The organism is Umezawaea endophytica (assembly GCF_025061645.1).
GTDB lineage: Bacteria > Actinomycetota > Actinomycetes > Mycobacteriales > Pseudonocardiaceae > Umezawaea > Umezawaea endophytica.
Window position 1 is genome coordinate 1 of the sequence record NZ_JANYMP010000056.1, and the last position, 18,867, is coordinate 18,867.

Consider the following 18,867-nt stretch of genomic DNA (forward strand, 5'->3'; position numbering starts at 1 on the left):
CCCCGAAGGTCCCCTACCGCGATCTGCTTTGCGAGCTGTACGGCAAGACGGCCGAGGAACTTGGCATCTCGACCGCGCCACCGCAGGCTAGGTCCGACATCGGCCTCATCTACGCGCCGTCGCTTGCTGACACTCTGAGCACGGTCAGCAACCTCGCCCTGTTCGACGCTCAGCGGCATCCGGGCGTGGTTACTGGCCACTTCTCCGAAGAGGCGATCTACGCAGCCTGTCTGGACTGGTTGTTCAGCTCATCGAGTGAGGGTAAGAGTGGCTCGACATCGAGCCGGGTGACCAAGCGGGACGTGGACGAGATCTCCGCAACCACCATGATGTTCGACAGGATGGACCGGTCGTTCGGCGGAGAGCAAAGCCGCGATCTCGCCGTGAAGTACCTGCACGATCACGTCGTGCCCAAGCTCAGCGGTGCCTACGACGACCGAATCGGTCGTGACCTGTTCCACGCAGCCGCAGTGCTCTGCGAGGTCATCGGCTACATGGCTTACGACGCGGACAAACACGCACTTGGTCAGCGGTACCTCATCCAGTCGCTACGACTGGCCAAGGAGGCAGACGATCCTGCTTATGGTGCTTACGTGCTCACGACGATGAGCCACCAGGCGATGTACCTTGGTCGAAATCGTGAATCGTTGCGCCTAGCGCAGGCTGCTGGTCAGAGCTACACCGGCACGCATGCGATCGTTGTGCAAACCGAAGCCGCAATGCACGAGGCAATAGCATACGGAGCTCTGGGCGACGGGAATGCGGCGGCGCGAGCACTACTCAAAGCCGAACGCGCGTTTGCTCGACAGGTTCCTGGCACCGGTCCCGACTGGGCTGCGCACTGGGGTGACACGGTGTTCGCTGCATTTTCCGGTCGAATCTGGCTCGACCTCGGAAACGCCACTCAGGCACGGCCGCATCTGACGATGGCAGCGGCGGACTCCAAAGGGCAACCGCGCCGAGTTGTCTACAGCTCAGTGCAGCTCGCGAATTTGACATTGCTCGAAGGCGATGCCGAGCAGGCCGCGAAGTACGCGGTGGCTGCGGCCGATGCTGTCGTTGGCCTGAAATCTAAGCGCTCACAACAGGTAGTGCGTGATCTGCGCGCAAAGTTCGAGCAGCGCATTGACGTCAAACCCCTACAAGAATTCCTGACCCGAGCACATGATCTGTCAGCGGAATGAGGCCAACGTGAAGACCGATCCACACCCGCAGAGCGCCGGTGATCCGCTGACGTTCGCCCAGGACGTGGCGTTGGAAGGGCCACCCGAGGTGGAGTTCAACCCCGGTATCGCGTCACGTCTTCCTGCGAAAAGCTCAGCGGGTGGCGCCCTGCTCAGGGATGGCCAGGGACGCATCCTGTTCGTTGTCCCGAGGTACAAAACCGTACTCGACATCCCCGGTGGCATCACCGATGACAACGAATCGCCAAAGGCTGCGTGTCAGCGAGAGGTATCGGAGGAACTGGGGCTGCGCTTGGAACTGGGCAGGCTCTTGGTAGTGGACTGGGTGCCCCGCAACGGTGTTTGGCGCGATAGCCATCAATTCATCTTTGACGGGGGAGTGCTCACCGACGAGGAGGCAGCAGCCGTGCAGGTCCACGACGAGGAGCTAGGCGGCCTGAAGTTCCTTTCTCTTGATGAGGCAGCCCCGCAGGTTCACCCGTCGTTGCTCCGCAGGCTCAAACTTGCCCTTGCCGCCGCAGACTCCGGCCAGACCATCTACGCGGAGTTCGGCCGACCCCTTTGACCTGGTGTGTTCAGAGTTTCTTTTCTTCATCAAGGCGGCCCCCTCCGGGGGCCGCTGGCCGTTGGTGCCCGTTCCGACGACGGAGACCGACGCCCCAAGCCCTCTGTCCCGCCCAAGGCCGCCTAGCGGCGTCCGGGCGGGACAGGCGAGGAAGGGCGCCGGTCGCCATCGCCGGAGGAGGCACGGCCAGCGTCCCCCGAAGGAAGCCGCGGAGAGTCTCACTCAGTTCTAGGACATGCCCTCGCCGGGCGGCAGGTCTCCGAGATGGTGGGGCTACGTCGACACTCACGTACCAGCGGGGGCCGGGGCCTCGCACCATCTCGTCGACCTCCCCGAGGGCAACCACACGCGTCAAGGGGGCCGACCCAGCGCACGATCCTGTGTGGACCGATGAGCCCCCTTGACACGCGCGGTTGGGGCGAGCCAGGTCGACGAGATGGTGCGAGGCCCCTCAGTTTGAGTCTGCTTAAGAAATTTGTGCTTTCACTAGCTAATCCAACTAGAAAGAAAGGTATTCGTCACCCTCCAAAGATTGCAAGAACGAGTGCATGCCCGATGATGGGTTATCGTGAGGAAACCTGGTTTCGTTGCTCTCATGTCGAGATTCAAGTGCTTTGGCTCGCTTTGCGGCAACCTTTCTCAATGGGATGTAGACGGATGGATCTATGCTTTTTCCAGCTCTGCCATCCAGTTTCCTGCTGGCGCTTTCTGCAACACCTGTATTGCAGAACTTATTGTAATCCTTGTGGTGGAGAATGAGCCATAGCTCAAAGCAAGGATTCGAGATTGCCAGCTTTATGTCGTTTTTGGTCGCGAGTGTAATCGCCTCGTCCAGGTTGGGGTGGTGCTTTGGCCACTCCACGTCGAATATGCACCAGAGTTCGTCTACCTCTTTGTCGTGTTTGCGGTCAAGTGCTAGCTCGACAAGAGTGAGCGGAACACCATGTTCCGGATGGATTATCAGGTTCATGGCTACATTGTCGGCGATTTGGGGTAGCTTCTTCAGACCGGTAATATATTCCGGCTCTGAGTTCTTTCCTTCGGTGAAAACTACTATTGTACGCAGCTCGCGACGTTTTTCAGGGACCCTCTTAAGGGAACGTGCTTCCCTTCTGCGTGGAGACACGAGCCTTCAGCCAATCAGTCCGAGTGCGCGGAGCAGTTCAGTTTGGTCGACTTGAGGAAGTGCTCCGAATCGTCCATGCAAGTATGCGTTTTCAAGATTCTGGGACTTTCGTACTCGTTCGCCAGCGAAATCGGCTAGTGCGCCTAACGTTGTTGAGCCATCGGCATTCTTATTTGTTAGCCACACTTCATCCCTGTTTAGATGATTTAGCAGGCTTGTGTCGTGTGAAGTGAATACAATTTGAGATCCTAGTGGATTCGTGACCGGGTCGTGAAACAGCTGGATAAGTTGGGCCGACAGCGTTGGATGCAGGCTGGCATCCAGCTCGTCAAATAGAAGAAGGGAGCCATAGCGCAGCGCGGTTAGTACAGGGCCAATGAGGTTGAACCATGTGCGGGTGCCCTCAGATTCAACAGCAAAATCCAAAGGCGTGCGGGCTCCGGCTGTTTGGTGAACAAGCCTCACACGTCGTTGATTTCGCGGCTCCCGCGCGTCAGGATATGCTACTTCATCAATCATGACGTCATCGATGCCGAGATCTGCTAAACGGAGAAGTGCAAGGGCCTGCTCTCGTGGTGTGTTGCGGAGATCAGGATCGTTACTGCCTTCGAACAAGGACGGCTGATCGGGTTCTTCAAAGTAACGGATTGTGGATCGCTGCCTTGCTGCTCGGCCGTATCCCAACCTCGTTCCCCAGCCGCCGAGGATTCGTGGCCGATGGGGGGTAAGCCCTAGTGTTTGAGACCGAAGAACTTTATTTACAAAGCCAGTGACTAGTGGCTCGTCGGATCGGCGTGCAATTGACACAGCCAGGGTTCGATCGGTAAGTAGCTCGCGAGTTCCTGAAAGTGTGCCAAGTCCTCGCTGCAGTTTAAAGTCGTCTCCATCACGTTCAAATACCCGACGACGCTTCTTTTCCGGGTAATGAAACAGTGCTTCGTATATAACCTTCTCGCTGTTTAGCTCCAGGACGTACTCAAATCGAACGCCGTTAATCATATACTCGACGGAAAATTCACTCGGCTTTTCAGGGTTATTGCCGAAGGCAAATGGCTCGATAGGGATTCCGTCGTCCCACTCGCGTAGTGAACTGAATATTGCTTCCTGTAGCCAGGTGTATGCCGAGATGAGATTAGATTTTCCGGAAGCATTCGCTCCAAAGATTGCTGCTATCGGCAAGAGGCTCTCGCCGAGCAGTGGTTGGAAGCGAGCTTCCGGACGGTCACGGTCGATCGCCACCATTGACAGCTCGGCAGGAGCGGAGATCGAACGGTAGTTCGACACCTCGAAGCGGATCAGCACGCAAGCATGGTAGCTCCAGTTCGGCAGATCAGCAGCGCGCAAGTACCTGATTTTGTCCATTTTTGACGAAGATGGTGCCGTGAGCGCATCCAGGCATGCACGAGACTGCTTGTGGGCGCGCGCCAGATGAGATGGTGGTCTCGTGCCCAGGTCGGGCTAGCTGTGAGCGTTGGGCTAACTGGGTGGTTTCGTTGGCAACCGGGCGTCGGGGACGCCGCTGCTTCGTCGAAGCTGGTCGGTCGATATTGCTTCAGGCTTGGCGGGTGAAATGGCTATTTCCTTGTTGTAGTGCCAGGGGCTGGTTGCTGGGTAACTTGACCGCAATCCTGACCGCAACGACTGCTGCAACCACGACCTTACTGCACCACCAACCCAGCGGGTGACGCTGGTAAATACTGCGGACAGGCGGCTTGCTGGTTGCTGGCAGTGTGAGGGTCAGGGGTTCGAGTCCCCTCAGCTCCACAATTTGATACAGCATACAAATCGCCCGCTGACCTGGGATTATCTGGTCGGCGGGCGATCTTGTTTATGCGTCCACTGTGGACTGCGGCTCCGAATCTGGAGCAAATCTGGAGCACGGTGTGGAATGACCCGAAACAGGGTCAGCCATATTGCTCCAGGACCGTTCACCCTGTCGGGTTGTCTATCGCGGCGACTCTTCGCGCCCCGCTAATCACGACCACGCCGGTTGGGTACCGGATCCCGTGTCAGTGTGGGCTGTACCGCGGTGTCAGGGCTACTGGGCGGCCCTACGCCAGGTGCTGTCGCCGACGTCGGCAACCGCCTTGTCCCACCGATCTCGCAGGCATTGAAGAAGCCGGACGGTGACTTCCGGCGCGACGTGGGAGTAGGTGCGCTGGACAGGATCCCTGAGGATGTGACCGAGCCGAAGCGACTGGGCGATCTCGGGAATGCCGTCAGCGATCATCCACGTCTTGTGGCTATGCCGAAGCCCGTGAAAAGTCAGGCCTGGCTTGACCGGATGCAGTCGCAGAATCGGGTTGGCCCACTGGAGGTTCCCGTCGGCGGCGGGGCGCATGGCGCGGCGGCTGAAGTTGCTGCGGCGATGCAGGTGGTCTCCAGGACTGGTGAACACGTGCGCGTGGCGGTGAGTGCTCAGGTGCGCTCGCAAGAGCCGGACCGTGGGCGGGACGAGCGCGATGGTGCGGACCGATGCTTCCGTCTTCGGCGGCCCAAGCCACAACTTGCCGCCCGCCGACTCGTGCAGCGCACCATTCTGCGGGTCAACGATCATGACTCCGGTGTCGTCGTCAAACAGGTGCAGGTTGTGGCGTTGCAAGCCGGTCAACTCGCCCCAGCGTGCACCGGTCCAGGCTGCGGTGACCACCAGCACGGCCGCGCCGGGGTCGTAGCAAGCAGCGATCTGGTCGGCGACGCGCAGCACTTCGGCCGGATCCGCCCAGACCTTCTCGGGCACGCGGGCGGCATGGTTGCGACGTCCACGCCTCCGAGGCCGAATTGGATTAGCAGTGATCAGCTTCTCCTCAGCGGCATCGGTGAGGATCTGCGAGAGCAACTTCACGAACCCGGCAACGGTGGTCGGAGCGAGTTTCGTGGCTCGCAACTGCTTGGCCCACGCCTGAACTTTGAGATTGGTGATGTCAGCCAATGCGGTGTCGCCCCACCGAGGCCGAATGTGGTTGCGCAGCATGCCCCGGTAGTTGTCTTCCGTGCGGATATCGACGTCGAGAGCTTCGAGCCACTCGACCAGCCACTCGTCGAGCGTGGTGCGGCCTCCAGTGGGATCGAGCCAGGTGCCGCGCCGCTGGTCCGACTCCAGATCGGCGGCATGGTCTTCGGCGGCCTTCTGGCTGTGGAAGCCAGGTATTGAGCCGATCGAGCCGTCGTCGCGGCGGAACCGTACGCGCCAGTGGTTGCTTCCAGACTGCTCCGCCCAGGCCATGTGGGAGCCCTTCTCGGTTTGTGGTGTGGGGTCACGGGCGTGACAGATGCATGAACGCTCAATACGCGTAGAAGCGCAAGCATTGCAGTACAAGAACTTCTGTCAGTCTGAAGAGGACTTGGTGCGCCGGGGTGTAGTCCTCATGCGACCATCACGAGTTCGAGGCGCACGAGCGCCGGACTCCGCGATCGACCGCAGATCGGCATCGGAGAACCGAGGGTGCTTGCCCACGAAGGTGCGTGGGATCTCCCGTCGCCCGGCTTTACGCCGCAGCCACGACTCGCGGACAGCCAGCAGCGTTGCCGCTTCAGTGGGGGTATACAGCAGGCGATGGGTGCTCGTATCCGGTCGGGTCATGCGGTCCTCCAGGAGTGTGGTCTGGGTCGACACCCCTGAACTCCGAAATTTGACCCCTTGGGGGACACGCAACGACCAAGTTTTTTACCAACTACTCGGCGGGGAAGGTCGTCATTGCCTGCAACGTGGCGGCGAGTTCACGATCCGGCCTGATGTTTCTGCGGTACAGCGGGCTGCAGGGGGTCGCGGCCAGCCGGACCGCGAGCGTCACGAGGTCCACGGTGGGGTCGTCGTCGTGGTGGATCTCCGCGAGGCGGGCGAAGTCGATCATGACATCTATGACGCTGCGGTTCGCTGTGACACCCAGCTCAGCGGTCTGCATGTGCCGCTGTTCTTCGTCGACGATCGTGGTAGGCGCGTCGTGGGCGGTCAGCACTGTGCTGATCTGCTCGGCAATCCTGCTGGTCAGAGTCGCTGCGGGCGCCAACGGCAGCAGCACGGGCAGCAACGTCGCCTCGTTGACGAGCAACACGACCCTCGGCCGCCAGAACAAGACCGTGGCGTACCACGGGCCCAGCGCTGTCGTGCCACGGTCGTCGTCACGCGCGGTGGACGGACCCGCCAGACGCAGCAGCTTCTTGGCGGCACGCACGATCAACATCCGACTATCCTGCCTTGGCTACGACTCGGCACACCACCATGTCAACCGTCGAGGTCGACGCCGGTCACGGACTGCGGTGGCGCACCCACCGGCGAGCAGCTTGTGCGGCTGCGGTGCGGTGCGGGGGAACCTTCGCTCCCACAGGCAGACCGTGGAAGCAGCGAACGTGGTGATCGCCTCGGACGGGGCCTGTGTGAAGCCGTCGAACTGCTGTGCCCAGCTCTCTGCCGATTCCGGGTCGTGGCCCTCAGCGATGAGGCGGATGACCAGGTATGCCGGGTCGAACCACGACGCCCGATCTGCCACCACGCCCAGTCGACGACCTGTGCGCGATCGGACACCACAATGTTGGTGGGGTTCAAATCCGAGTGGATGAGGCTGCTTCCGTCCATGTAGGACGGTGCTCGGTTCGCCAACTCCACGAGGAGGCCGGCGTTGGCAGCGCACCAAGGATCTGACGTGGTGAAGGGTGACGAGGTGAGTTCCCGCGTCAATGCGTGCCCCCATCGGTCGCTCATTGAGCGCTGAACACCTGACGTTGGTAGATCAACTACCTCCCCGATCCTCGTCACGGCCTCAGCTACGAGAGGGAGGTCTTCGGAACCGGAGGAGAGGTCGGCGTGCCGCCCGGACAGGTGCTCGTACCCGAGCAGCAGCCACCCCACGGTCTCGACATGCCACAGCAGGCGTGGAGCGAGTCCCGCTGGCAGGAACGGGTTCACCGCGATCTCGTTCCGGTGCATGTACGAGATGGGGGAGTCCGTCGAGATCCCCTTGCAGAAGACGGGGCCTTGGTCGGTCCACAGGGTCTCCGACAACTCCGAGTTGCGGCCACCCGGAGTCGATTCGGTCTTCAACACCTGTCCGATGCGGTCTTCCACTGCTTGTTTGGCAGCGGTGGGCAGGTCGTCCCAGGCAAGGCGGGTGGTCATGGTTTCCTCGTTCTCGAACTACTGGCCGTCGTCGCCCTGGCCGCAGTTGGTGCACCCCTGAAAGCACTGGCTGCACTGGCCTGACGTCACCGACCACAACTCGGCGTCGACCTCGAACCCGGAGGCCGTCATCGCCTCTACCGTAGGGGCCAAAGCCTTGATCGTCTCGGCGGACCTGCCACGCGGAGAGGTGAACTCGTCGGGCACATGGTGAATGAAATACCCCGCCACGCGCTGGCAGAACTCGGCGTAGTCGACGGTGTTCAGGATGAACTGGTGCCATCCGAGGTCGACTTACCTGCTCGGCCGGAGGTGCTGACCGGGGTGGTCGACGCACGTCCTGAGGAACGCCACCGCCTGGGTCACGATCCGAGCGGCCTCGTCACCGGTCATGCCGCTGTGCTCGGTGACCAACTGCATGATCAGGCGGCTGCGCACACCAGTCGGGATCAACTCGTCGGTAGGCGAATTCGTGAGGGTTGATGTCACCATGTCACTCCGTTCCAGGTCATCGTGATTCGCAAGGTCGGACCGATCCCCCGGACGAGCCGCGGCGCGAGGGGATGATCGGGGGCGGGCAAGGTCTGCAACGCCTCGGTAACGTCAGCGAGCGTGCCTGTCTTCTCCCAGACGACGCCCGGCGGTTCGGAACTGTCGGTGCGCAGCGCCATCGCCTCCGAGTCACCCAGGACGCGGACCGCGTCGATCCAGCCACCGGGCCACAGCCGGAAGCCCTCGATTGTCGTGGGAACGTGGTCGACGACGTTGCGGTGCACGAACGTCCAGCCCGCCTCGCGCAGGGCGACGACACCCGCCAGTGCGGGGTAAGCGGCAACCGCTGCTTCCTCGTTCACGTCGCATCCGGTGAGGTTGTCGAACGCAAGCCCGTGACGATGCCCAGTTCCGGCAGCGGGTCGCCATGGATGCGATGCACGACGCGCCGCCCGGTGAATGCCGTCCTGCCGTGCAGCCAGCGGTGGTTGTCGAGGATGTAGCCCTGTCCGACTGCCAAGTCGAACTCGACAGCATGCCGTTCGATTGCCGTACGCAGCGCAGGAAGCCAACGCGTCACCTCGGGTGAGAACCGCGCAAGTTCGTCCAGCCGGAGACGGAGGACAACGCGACCCCCTCCCACGTCGGTGAGGATGGAGCCGAGGTGCCCGCTCGCGCCTCCGAACAGCACCGATCGCTGTGCGCGGAACGCGCCAATCGCTTCAGGTTCGGACTCTGTCAGGTGGTCGTGCACAGCCTGGCCGTCAACGAGCACACGCCGACCGCCAGACGTCGCCGTCATCGAGCAGTTCATCATCAGCAATGCCGGAGGACTGACTGTGCCGGAGCAGTCGGTGTGAGGGGTCAACGCCCTCGCGCTGAACCCGGCGAACCCACTTGGGACTGCGGCCTCACCGAGGTTGGTCAGGGTCGTGACACCTTCGGAGTCGCTGTCACGATGAGGGATCGTGAGCGCGATCGACCGAGCCAGCCGCAGCAAGTCCGCGCGAGTGGTGACGTTGTTGATCAAGGCCAGTCCGTGCGTGGCCAGGGCGGTGATCACGTGATCGTGCTCCGGGTCGCCGCGGCGGGTCATGACCGAATCAGTCCTTGTCCCACCTTCACCAAGTCGTTCCATGAAGATCAGGAAAACCCGACACCGTCAGCCACGTCCAGTGACAGATTGTCAACACGTCGCCGCCGTATGAGGTGGCGGCCGGTGTTAGGTTGCCGGATGACCGACCACCAGTGACCTCGGAGGACATCCTTGCCGACCCAACCCGCCTACCCCATCTCGATCAAGGGCGTCGTGGTGCGCGAGGGAAGGGTGCTGCTCCTGAAGAACGAGCGCGACGAGTGGGAACTGCCGGGCGGACGCATCGAGCCCGGAGAGACCCCCGAGGAGTGCGTGGCTCGCGAGATCGCCGAGGAAACCCGGTGGACCGTCACCACGGGCCCGATCCTCGACACCTGGATGTACTACATCTCCGTCGCGGAGAAGAACGTGTTCATCGTGACCTACGGCTGCTACCCCGATAGCGACACCGCGCCCGTGTTGTCCCACGAGCACAAGGAAATCGGACTGTTCACCGAACACGAGGTGGACGGTTTGACCATGCCGGACGGGTATCGACGATCCATCACTACGTGGTTCACGCGGCTGAGCACGGAACCCGTGAGGTAGACGACCGTGTCGAGCAGGCGGTGCGAGGCGTGCGGAGCCGCACTGAGTGGGCTTACCGCCGAGCCGGTGTGCCCGACGTGCCACGCGGCGACTCGCCACCGGCCCCCACTGGTGCCCGCTCGACGACTTCTCCCATCGGTCTGGTTGTGGTCGACACCGGAGTCCGCCCGTGCTCTGCGCAGCCGTGACCTGGCGACGATCCTCCGCCTGTACCGGCGCCTCAACCAGCTCAACCAAGAACAGCTCGCCACAGTGCTCGGCTACGACAAGACCTACGTTTCGATGATCGAGACCGGTCGCCGCGTCGTCAACGACATGACCACCCGCCGCCACATCGCCACTGCGCTCGGCCTGCCTACGCACGTCCTCGGCGTGACCAGTCACGACGACGCCGACTTCGCCGCGATGATCCAGTTCGGCGACTCGACCGTCCGCCTGGCCGAGATCGCCCGCCAAGCCGGTCGAGCCGTCGACTCGGTCAACGAGCTGTGGCCCCTGGTAGCCAGACTGGAAGCCCGCATCGCCGAAGGCCATGCCGAACGCGACACGCTGATCCTGCTCAGCCACGCTCGCACGGCCCTCGGAGTGTCGCTTGGCACCGTATTGCCCGAGGAGCGGCTGGCAGCCGCCGCACGCTGGACCGGCCGCGGGCTCGCGGTAGCCGAGCGGCTCGACGATAGAGCGTCCTTGGCGCTCGCCCTGCGGATGCACGGCAACGAGCTGCGCAAAGCAGACCACGCACGTGCCGCGGTCGCTCATCTTGCCCGAGCGGCGGCCATCTCCTACGATGCCGAAGGACGCGGAGCCGCACTCGCATTGCTAGCCCGCGCAGCAGGTGAGCTTGGCGATCCCGAACTCTTCGACACCGCGATCAGCGGCTACCGAAGCCTGCTGGACGGCGTAGCGGTGCACAGCATGTTGGTCAACCCGTTCACCTTCAACGAGATCCACCTGCGAGGCCTGGTGTCCACGGGACGTGCACCCAAGGCGGCACGGATCATGGATACGGGATCGCCGAATGCTCCCGCCGCGCCCCAGTGGCACGTCATCGAACGCGTGACCGCGGCAGAGGTCCTCTTGGTCGCTGGTAGACCGGACGGAGCCGAAGACGCCCTCCGGGCGGCGGTAGTCGCCGCCGAAGCTCACCGCCTGCCGCACCAGATCCAACGTGCGATACGAGCGGCCGACCACGGTGGGCTCACCCGTGTTGGCAGTGAGGGGCGAGAGGCGCTTCACCGCATCGACGTTCTGCTTGCACCGCCTCGCTCAGCCTTCGCAGCTCACGAGGGGACGAATCGATGAGGTACCGCTCTGGCGTAACTGCCTGGCGGCGCAAGCAATCCAGGTCCCTACGAGACGTCGAACATCCCGTGTCGAACGCCGGCGAGAAATGAACACCACGCAGCAAGGGAGATCAGTTGCTCGTCTGCTGAGGTGCTCTTGGAGTCGCGCACCGCGACCCCGAAGGACCCGTAGGCGATTTCAACGCACGCGTCCTTGCCCTCGCTCCGAGTGCTCTTGCGCCACCTCGTTGAGGTCATCTGCGTCAACCTTCCAGCGGTAGATCACCCATCACCGTTTCGATGAGCTCCGCGGACTCCTCCAGACCTTCTGCCACCGAGCGAAGGCTCGCGACCTTCTCCTGGTACTCAGCCACCAGGGCTGAATCGTCGGCGTAACGAGAACCGATCACCGGTGGCTGTTCGAGGTAGATGGCGGTCGGGAAGTCGGTGAAGCTCAACAGGATGAACCTACCGCCCAACGCACGGTGATATCCGACCCTTGTTCGCACGACACGAACGTTGACGTTCGGCAGCGTTCCCGTCGTCAACAGGTGCTTGAGCTGAACTCGCATGACGCTGGTGGAGCCGATCGGCCTGTGCAATACCGACTCCTCGATGAAAACCTCCAAAGTCAGAGGATCGTCATCGGTGAGGCGCTGCTGCCGCTTCTTGCGAAGACCGACTACTGCGGCGACCTGTTCCGGTTCGATCCCGGACGCGATGGCCTGAGCTTCCGCGTACGCCTCGCATTGGAGCAGCCCAGGCATGAGGCCGTGCTCGTAGTCGATCTCCGTGTGGGCCTCGGCCTCGCCGCCGATGAGCTCGGCGAGCGGTTCGCCCATCACCGCGGCGAACTCCTTGAACCCGCTGGGCCGAGCCGAGCGCTTGGCCCATTCGGTGAGTCGCTCGACGTCGTCGGCGGGCGTTCCGTAAAGCATCGTCAGATCGCGCACGTCGCGGAAGTTCAGCCGTCCGTCGCCAGCGTGCATCCCGCTGATCTTGCCGACGGAACAGCCCAGCGCCTTCGCGGCCTCGGTGACGCTGACTTTGCGTCCAAGTCTGGCGTCTGCGGTGTCGCGTAGCTGCACCAGCTCCCTGGCGACCTGCTTGCGCCACCACAGCGGTGACTCGACCTGACCAGCCTCCACGCGTGTTCCTCCTTGATCACTCGCACACAGTGTGCCCCACCCCGTATCGCCGGACGGCAGGACGAACGCTGAGCGTGACCGGTGTCGTCGCCCGATCAGGGCATGTTCAAATATTGAAATTCAAATTTATGATGTTCAGTATGGTCGATTTCAAGTCGGCCACATCGGCCGGGAGCGCCATGTCGCTGGTCAAGCGATCTGCTCGCTCTTGGCTCCCAGTTCCAGCGGAGTCGGGGCGGCCTCTGAACGGCCCGGCTCCGCTGGTTCCAGGACCCGCGATGAGGTGCTGAGCCGAGAACGGAGAACGAGATGGGGCTGATCGCGAGGAACGACGCTTGCCCGGATTGCGGTGGAGCGAGTGCGCCGCTCGACGAGCTTGAAGACCCATCGGCCACGTTGACCCGGTTTTGGGACAACCAACAGCGGCTTCCCCTCTGTGACAAGGGATTTCTTCTGTTGGTAGGGGAGGCCTATCCCTGTCTTCGCTACACCCGGATCGAGGGCGACGAGCTTGCCGGGATTCAACACGAGTGGCGATGTGCGAACAGCGGGAAGCAGACCTTCCTCGTTCGTGGAGACGGGGAGAACGCTGGAGGAAGGTATGCGCAGGGGCACTACGTACCGCTGCTGGAGCTGGCTGCGATGTGGTTGGCAAGCGCGCCCGGTGAGGTGGCGTGATGGCAGACCGTCGATTCCGCTGGTTCCCGCACGCGGGAAATCGCCATGCCGTCCGAGTCAGCCTGGTTGCAGGAGATCACGGCGAAACCCTCTGCGGAGTGGGAATCGAAGTGCCCCGCGAGCAGCCACCTCGCAGTCCCGATGGATGCTGGCCTACCTGTCCGGCTTGCGACGCCGCCTGGCGTGCAGAGGAAGGCATCCTGCCGTTCCCGCGACCCGCCAAGTCTTCTCCCAAACGCCCCACGCATCGCTCAGGCGTCGGGGCCTCACGGGGAAAGCGGTGACGGCCTCCATGACCAACGAAGTGGTCTTCGTCAACCTTCGCGAGGCGATGTTCCGCAGGCTCGATCGCGCGGTCGACATCGTCACCAGAGGACATCAGCGCGATGCAATTGCGTTTGCCCGTCGCGAACTACCTCGACTCGTAGCGGGCCTACGCGCGCTCATGGTGCTGCACGCCCCGGACGCGGAGGGCTACTGCAGGGAGTGCAGGCGCGGCCGGTGGTGGCGTCGTCAGCACTCACCGTGCCTCGCTCTGCTCGCATACCACATCGCCGTCAAGGAATTCGATGACCAACCACCTGTCGAGCCTGCCAAACATCGGGCACCAGATCAGGCTGATGCGTGATGACGACGAGGTTTATCGTCCGCTTGTGCGGCAACGACAAGAAGGTTCACGCTTTCACTCCTTGCGAGGACGGAAAGCAGTTCTGGCGTGCTGAGTGCGGGCACTCTGTCCCCGCAGTACAAGTCGTACCCGCAACACAGGCATCTCCGTCCTGCATTCCCTGCCTCATCACATTCGGGCCAACCGAGGCAGACCATCTCGCGGCGGAGTTCGGCTGCTACTGAAGCGTCGCGGATCTTCCTGGAAGGCCACCGCACTTCTGCCCGTTGTAGACCGGCAACTACCGATCGGAGAGGGTTTAGTTGATCATGTCGAGTCTGGGGAAGCCCGCAGAAAAGCAGCGCCTGGTTACCGCAGCCGCAAGAGAACTCGGCGAGGAGCTCCGACGGGAACGGGCACGTGCGGGACTCTCGGCGACCTTCGTCAGCGACACCCTGGAGTGGTCGCTGGCCAAACTCAGCAAACTCGAATGCGGTTGGCGCGGCACGGATGAGTGGGATGTCGGCACTTTGCTCGGCATCTATGGAGCCAGCAGAAGTGTCCGAGACCGGATCCTGAAGTTGGTCCGTGCGCAGGGTGATGAGTGGCTGGTTCGTGACCGCACTGGGGGACGGCCTGACGAGCTACTGTGCTGGCGTGTCCACGAGGCGCTGGCGTTGAGGATCGACTACTACGAGCCGCTGGCAATCCCGTTATTCCTACGGACCGACCAGTACGCGCGCGGCTTGTCGAATGATGCTGCTCGCTCGTGCGATCCGGTCGAGCTGCCGATGAACTCGGACCTGACTGATTTTCGGACGCGTGTCGGTTCGGCTGGGCCCGAGGTCTCCGCTTTCATCAACGAAGCTGTGTTGCGTTTGGTTGTGGTCGAGTCAGCAGTGATGCACGACCAGTTGATGCACTTGGCCTTCCAGTGCGACCTAGGGGATGTTCACCTGCGGATCGTGCCGCTGTCAGCAGGGATCGATGGAGTGCTGCGTCATGCTGGAGCACTCATGAGTCTGCCTGAACCATCGAAACAGCTTGCCTGTATGGAGACTGACGCTGTAACGGTTTTCTCCGAGCAGGATCGGGCCGTCGAAGTGCTCCGTAGGAAGTTCAGCTCATTGGACGGGTTGGCGCTCGGTCCTGCCGAATCCCGGGAAGTTTTTGATCATTGGGCAGACGTCTACGACGAAGGCAAACTGGTGCCGTGACGGCAACCGATATCCTGTGACGCAGTCCGGCTGTCCGCCCTGATCCGGTTGCTTCAGGAGGTACTCCGATCGACTTGGATGAGAATAAATAGTTGCCGCCGCGATGGTACCTTGTCGATGTCGATGAGGTGTTGCTGTTGGTGACGAAGTCGGAGATCGACTATGTGTACGGGTACTTCCGTTGGGGGTTCACATGGGGGGTCAGATTGGGGGTCAGGTTGGGGATCCTGTTAGAACGCCACCCCCTCCGGTCAGTAAAGATACTGGTCGGAGGCTTGCAGGGGGATCCGCTGGTATCCCAGACTCGCTTGGTCATAAGCCAGTGAATACATCGAGGCTGCGTCCATGACTACTGTATTCGCGCGGTGGTGTCGGGGTGGATTCCGAGCATCGAGGCGACCACCGGGCTGGGGGTGGTGTGCAGAAGTTCCCGCAAGGCGGTGGTTCGGCCGAGCTGGATCGGCATTCCGAGTGTGGAGAAGCGGTTGTTGAGCGTCCTTGGGTGGATGGGCTGTTCGGGACGTTTGCCTGGGAAGAGCCAGTCTGTGTTGGCGTTCGGGCCTCGGTAGGTGTTGCGGTGTTCGAGAAGTTGGCGGGTCATGTCGTCCAGCGGTGGCGGCAGCGGGGCGGGCGGGTCGCCGAGCCGGATGAAGACGTCGGGGCCGATGATCGTGATGTCGGTGCGCCGCAGGCGGGGTGATCCGGCTGAGAGGCTGGGCGTAGAGCAGCGCCAGCAGTGCGATGAGGCGTTCGCGCAGTGGCCAGTCGTCGGCTGTGACGAGCGTGTTGATCAGTTCGTGTTGCTGTCGGCGTGGCTGGATGGTGGCCGCGGGCAGTGGTGCCCTGGTGAGGCGTCGCCGGGGCATGACTCAAGTACCGGGTTTGATGGAGACTGAATTAGCTGGTTTCCAGGGTTGCGGTGACCGGGTGGGTCATTGCGTGTAGTGCCTCGTACTCGGCCGGCGGCAGGTGTCCGAGTTCGCCTTGCAGGCGCCGGTTGTTGTACCAGTCGATGTATTCGACGGTCGCGATCTCCAGATCGTGCAGACCACGCCAGGGACCGCGGTGGCGGACGAGTTCGGCCTTGTACAACGAGTTGAACGCCTCCGCCATCGCGTTGTCGTAGGAATCTCCTTTGCTGCCAACGGATGCGACCACGTCGGCCTCGGCCAGGCGCTGGGTGTAGCGCACCGCTCGATATTGAACTCCGCGGTCGCTGTGATGGACCAGACCGGTCAGGTCGGCGCCGGTGGCCTGGCGGCGCCAGATCGCCATCTGCAACGCGTCCAGTGCCAGGTCTGTGTAGAGGCTGGTGGCAACCTGCCAGCCGACGATCAAGCGGGAGAACACATCGAGCACGAACGCCGCGTACACCCAGCCGGCGGCGGTGCGTACGTAGGTGATGTCCGCCACCCACAGCTCGTTCACCTGCGTGGCTGTGAAGTCACGTTTTACCAGGTCACCCGGCCTACCGGTCTCCGCTGTCGGTCGTGTCGTGCGCGGAGACTTGTCGCGTAGCAGGCCACGCAGCCCGTTCTCGCGCATGAGCCGCTCGACCGTACACCGGGGCACCTCGACGCCGTGGCGGTTCAGCTCGGCCCAGATCTTCCTCGCCCCGTAGACGCCGTAGTTGTCCTCGTGCACCCGCTCGATCTTGTCCGCCAGTTTCCGGTCTCGTGCCGTCCGTGCCGATTCCGGGCGGGACCTGGCCGCGTAGTAGGTCGACGGTGCGATCCAGGCGGCCGTCTGCTCGAGCGCCTCCAGGACCGGCTGGACACCGTGTTCCTCCCGCTGGGAGTCGACGAACTCGACCTTCATCGCGACGGGCGGCCCGTGAAGTCGGCCCAGGGCGCGGTTCCGGCCAGTTGACCGGTCCGTTTCCCCAGGCCGCTTCCCGCACCCGGCGTGCCCCTCTCAAGGCACCGGGCGCTCCACAAGCCCTGTCCTGGCTCAAGGATTTCGCTCGTTACGCTGCCGTCCAGGGAGACGGGATTACCGATCCCCGGTACCGGTAGCGTGTGGTGCTCACCTTCTCCGGGTCGAACAACTCCCGGCTCTGACCGGTGGGCCACCACCCGCCGCCGCAGTAGCGGCGGCGCAGTTCCTTCTAGGTGGACCGGCGGTGTTTACGGCGGATCCATCGCCATACCGTCGTGAACACGTAGTGACTCAGGTAAGCGAAGGTCACCGACGACACTCCGGGCCGGAAGTAGGCGCACCAGCCTCGCACCACAGGGTTGAGCCTGCGTAGCAGGACATCAATGGGCTGGTTCACCTCGACCTCGCGGCACACCGTCTTCACCTTGGCCATGACCGCCTTGAGAGACTTCTTGGCCGGGTAGGAGTAGACGTAGTGCCTACTCGTGCCCTTCTTGCGATGACGCTGGATGCGCCATCCGAGAAAGTCGATGCCCTCGTCGATATGGGTGATCAGCGTCTTCTCTGTCGACAAGCGCAAGCCCATCGTGGACAAGACGTTCGAGATCTCCTCCCGCCAGGCTTCCGCGTCGGACCTGGTGCCCTTGATCACCAGACACCAGTCGTCGGCATAGCAGACCAGCTTGAAGTTCGGCAGGCTATGCCGCAGACGCTTGGTCTTCTCCGCCTGGCTCGTCGCTGGACCACCCGGTGACCGGGCGATATGTTCGTCCAGCACGGACAAGGCGACGTTGCTGAGCAACGGCGAGAGGATCGACCCTTGCGGGGTCCCGGCGGTGGTCGCTCTCAACAGTCGATCCTCGCCGAAGATTCCTGACTTGAGAAACGCCTTCACCAGAGCCAGAACGCGCTTGTCTCCGACTCGCGCACGCACCCTGTCCATCAAGGACACATGCGAGATCTCGTCGAAGCATGCTTTGATGTCACCCTCCACGATCCACTCGTAGCATCGTGGTTTCGAGGACAGGTAACGAATCTCAGCCACGCGTCATGTGCCCGGCGCATCGGGCGGAACCCATAGGAGCATGGGAGGAAATCCGCCTCGAAGATCGGCTCCAGCACCAGCTTCAACGATGCCTGCGCCACCCGGTCGGTGATAGTCGCGATCCCCAGACGGCGCAGCTTGCCACCCGCCTTGGGAATCATCCGCTCCCGCACCGGCACCGGACGGAAACTGCGGCCCTTCAACGAGAAACGCAGCCCGTCGAGATATTCGGTCACCCCGATCCGCGCCACAATCGACGCGGCGGTGCGCCCGTCCACCCCAGCGGTCCTGGCACCCTTGTTGCCCCGCACCCGATCCCACGCCACCAACAGAAACGCGGGATCAGCCACCAAATTGAACAGGTCATCAAACTGACGACGAGCATCGTCACGAGCCCGACAGTGCAGCTTGGTTTGGATCTCCAGTACCCGGCGCTCGGCCTTGAACAAGGCCAAGTCCAGCTCGTCGGTGTTCACCAGCGATACCCTCCTGGCATTCCAACATCCGTCACTGCCGACTTGCTGGCTGTCTTCGCCCTGCATCCGGCTCTCCCGGACCCCGAGACGGGTCGTCACGCCCGCGACTACTACACAGCCTCCGCCCCACCTTCAAGCCACCAGCCGGAAACGGGCCTGCCCGATGAATGTCCTGGCTGGACAGTCATCGGACGACTATCAGATGGTTCCCACGTTCACCAAGCAATCGATCGGCCAGCGAGGCGTCCAGCTGTACTCCGGCAGCATCGCTATGGCTACGCCGCAGACCTTCACCATGGCCTCCCCACCGTTGGAACTACACGGCTTCGGAGTTGACGACCGGACACAACCGCGTCCGGACATCACGC

21 protein-coding genes and 1 pseudogene are annotated in these 18,867 nt (G+C 62.5%); 8 read left to right on the top strand and 14 right to left on the bottom strand.

The genetic code is table 11. The features are described 5' to 3' along the window. Together NZH93_RS48995 and NZH93_RS49000 are read left to right on the top strand one after the other, a co-directional pair. Positions 1-1,184 (top strand): NsdA family TPR-like regulatory protein (locus NZH93_RS48995; protein WP_259630262.1); only part of this gene is annotated, 1,184 nt, incomplete at its 5' end. A 7-nt stretch (positions 1,185-1,191) separates the two neighbouring features. Next, a complete protein-coding gene (locus NZH93_RS49000; protein WP_259630263.1) occupies positions 1,192-1,749 on the top strand; it encodes an NUDIX domain-containing protein in 558 nt (185 codons plus the stop codon). 499 nt (positions 1,750-2,248) lie between these two features. Here NZH93_RS49000 and NZH93_RS49005 read toward each other — a convergent pair whose 3' ends face one another. The 8 genes and pseudogenes from NZH93_RS49005 to NZH93_RS49035 all read right to left on the bottom strand — a co-directional run bounded on the left by NZH93_RS49005 (position 2,249) and on the right by NZH93_RS49035 (position 9,579). After that, the gene (locus tag NZH93_RS49005) at positions 2,249-2,875 is read right to left on the bottom strand and encodes an RloB family protein (RefSeq protein WP_259630264.1); all 627 of its coding nucleotides are present in this window, start codon (positions 2,873-2,875) and stop codon (positions 2,249-2,251) included. A gap of 6 nt (positions 2,876-2,881) precedes the next feature. Further along, the gene (locus NZH93_RS49010; protein WP_259630265.1) at positions 2,882-4,177 is read right to left on the bottom strand and encodes an AAA family ATPase; all 1,296 of its coding nucleotides are present in this window, start codon (positions 4,175-4,177) and stop codon (positions 2,882-2,884) included. A 736-nt stretch (positions 4,178-4,913) separates the two neighbouring features. After that, the gene (locus NZH93_RS49015; protein ID WP_259630266.1) at positions 4,914-6,101 is read right to left on the bottom strand and encodes a tyrosine-type recombinase/integrase; all 1,188 of its coding nucleotides are present in this window, start codon (positions 6,099-6,101) and stop codon (positions 4,914-4,916) included. A 448-nt stretch (positions 6,102-6,549) separates the two neighbouring features. Further along, on the bottom strand, positions 6,550-7,059 hold the full coding sequence (locus tag NZH93_RS49020; RefSeq protein ID WP_259630267.1) for a DUF6933 domain-containing protein: 510 nt from the start codon (positions 7,057-7,059) through the stop codon (positions 6,550-6,552). 1,100 nt (positions 7,060-8,159) lie between these two features. Continuing rightward, positions 8,160-8,273, bottom strand: a pseudogene (locus NZH93_RS51500) (UCP032817 domain-containing protein); the annotation flags it as partial. Between the two features lie 12 nt (positions 8,274-8,285). Further along, the gene (locus NZH93_RS49025; RefSeq protein WP_259630268.1) at positions 8,286-8,429 is read right to left on the bottom strand and encodes a hypothetical protein; all 144 of its coding nucleotides are present in this window, start codon (positions 8,427-8,429) and stop codon (positions 8,286-8,288) included. Positions 8,430-8,476: 47 nt separating this feature from the next. Next, positions 8,477-8,845 carry a hypothetical protein gene (locus NZH93_RS49030; protein ID WP_259630269.1) on the bottom strand — a complete coding sequence of 123 codons (369 nt, stop codon included), beginning with the start codon at positions 8,843-8,845 and terminating at the stop codon, positions 8,477-8,479. Then, complete coding sequence (locus tag NZH93_RS49035; protein WP_259630270.1) at positions 8,842-9,579, bottom strand: TauD/TfdA family dioxygenase; 738 nt, start codon at positions 9,577-9,579, stop codon at positions 8,842-8,844. The genes NZH93_RS49030 and NZH93_RS49035 overlap by 4 nt, the downstream gene beginning before the upstream one ends. Before the next feature lie 171 nt (positions 9,580-9,750). On the opposite strand from NZH93_RS49035, the gene NZH93_RS49040 reads away from it, so the two are divergent. Continuing rightward, complete coding sequence (locus tag NZH93_RS49040; protein WP_259630271.1) at positions 9,751-10,167, top strand: NUDIX hydrolase; 417 nt, start codon at positions 9,751-9,753, stop codon at positions 10,165-10,167. A gap of 144 nt (positions 10,168-10,311) precedes the next feature. Further along, entirely contained in the window at positions 10,312-11,469 is a 1,158-nt protein-coding gene (locus tag NZH93_RS49045; protein WP_259630272.1) for a helix-turn-helix domain-containing protein, read from the top strand. Between the two features lie 47 nt (positions 11,470-11,516). Here the strand turns inward: NZH93_RS49045 and NZH93_RS49050 are convergent, their stop codons facing one another. Then, positions 11,517-11,708: a DUF397 domain-containing protein gene (locus NZH93_RS49050; protein ID WP_259630273.1), complete on the bottom strand. Its 192-nt coding sequence runs from the start codon at positions 11,706-11,708 to the stop codon at positions 11,517-11,519. Positions 11,709-11,713: 5 nt separating this feature from the next. After that, positions 11,714-12,598 (bottom strand): DUF5753 domain-containing protein, encoded by an 885-nt coding sequence (locus tag NZH93_RS49055; RefSeq protein WP_259630274.1) that lies wholly within the window; start codon positions 12,596-12,598, stop codon positions 11,714-11,716. A 309-nt stretch (positions 12,599-12,907) separates the two neighbouring features. Between NZH93_RS49055 and NZH93_RS49060 the strand changes: the two genes are divergently transcribed. The 4 genes from NZH93_RS49060 to NZH93_RS49075 all read left to right on the top strand — a co-directional run bounded on the left by NZH93_RS49060 (position 12,908) and on the right by NZH93_RS49075 (position 15,100). Next, positions 12,908-13,276, top strand: coding sequence for a hypothetical protein (locus tag NZH93_RS49060; RefSeq protein ID WP_259630275.1), 369 nt, complete (start codon positions 12,908-12,910; stop codon positions 13,274-13,276). After that, a complete protein-coding gene (locus tag NZH93_RS49065) occupies positions 13,276-13,560 on the top strand; it encodes an HC3 family zinc finger protein (protein WP_259630276.1) in 285 nt (94 codons plus the stop codon). The genes NZH93_RS49060 and NZH93_RS49065 overlap by 1 nt, the downstream gene beginning before the upstream one ends. 8 nt (positions 13,561-13,568) lie before the next feature. Further along, positions 13,569-13,904: a hypothetical protein gene (locus NZH93_RS49070; protein WP_259630277.1), complete on the top strand. Its 336-nt coding sequence runs from the start codon at positions 13,569-13,571 to the stop codon at positions 13,902-13,904. A 308-nt stretch (positions 13,905-14,212) separates the two neighbouring features. Beyond that, positions 14,213-15,100, top strand: a complete 888-nt coding sequence (locus NZH93_RS49075; protein WP_259630278.1) for a helix-turn-helix domain-containing protein — start codon at positions 14,213-14,215, stop codon at positions 15,098-15,100. A gap of 349 nt (positions 15,101-15,449) precedes the next feature. On the opposite strand, the gene NZH93_RS49080 is transcribed toward NZH93_RS49075, so the two are convergent. From NZH93_RS49080 to NZH93_RS49095, 4 genes are all read right to left on the bottom strand, one after another. Continuing rightward, positions 15,450-15,701, bottom strand: coding sequence for a hypothetical protein (locus NZH93_RS49080; protein WP_259630279.1), 252 nt, complete (start codon positions 15,699-15,701; stop codon positions 15,450-15,452). Between the two features lie 296 nt (positions 15,702-15,997). Then, positions 15,998-16,948: an IS3 family transposase gene (locus NZH93_RS49085; RefSeq protein ID WP_259630282.1), complete on the bottom strand. Its 951-nt coding sequence runs from the start codon at positions 16,946-16,948 to the stop codon at positions 15,998-16,000. A gap of 259 nt (positions 16,949-17,207) precedes the next feature. Further along, positions 17,208-17,972, bottom strand: coding sequence for a reverse transcriptase domain-containing protein (locus tag NZH93_RS49090; protein ID WP_259630280.1), 765 nt, complete (start codon positions 17,970-17,972; stop codon positions 17,208-17,210). Next, positions 17,921-18,499 (bottom strand): reverse transcriptase family protein, encoded by a 579-nt coding sequence (locus NZH93_RS49095; RefSeq protein WP_259630281.1) that lies wholly within the window; start codon positions 18,497-18,499, stop codon positions 17,921-17,923. Before NZH93_RS49095 ends, NZH93_RS49090 begins: the two co-directional genes overlap by 52 nt. Positions 18,500-18,867 lie beyond the last annotated feature (368 nt).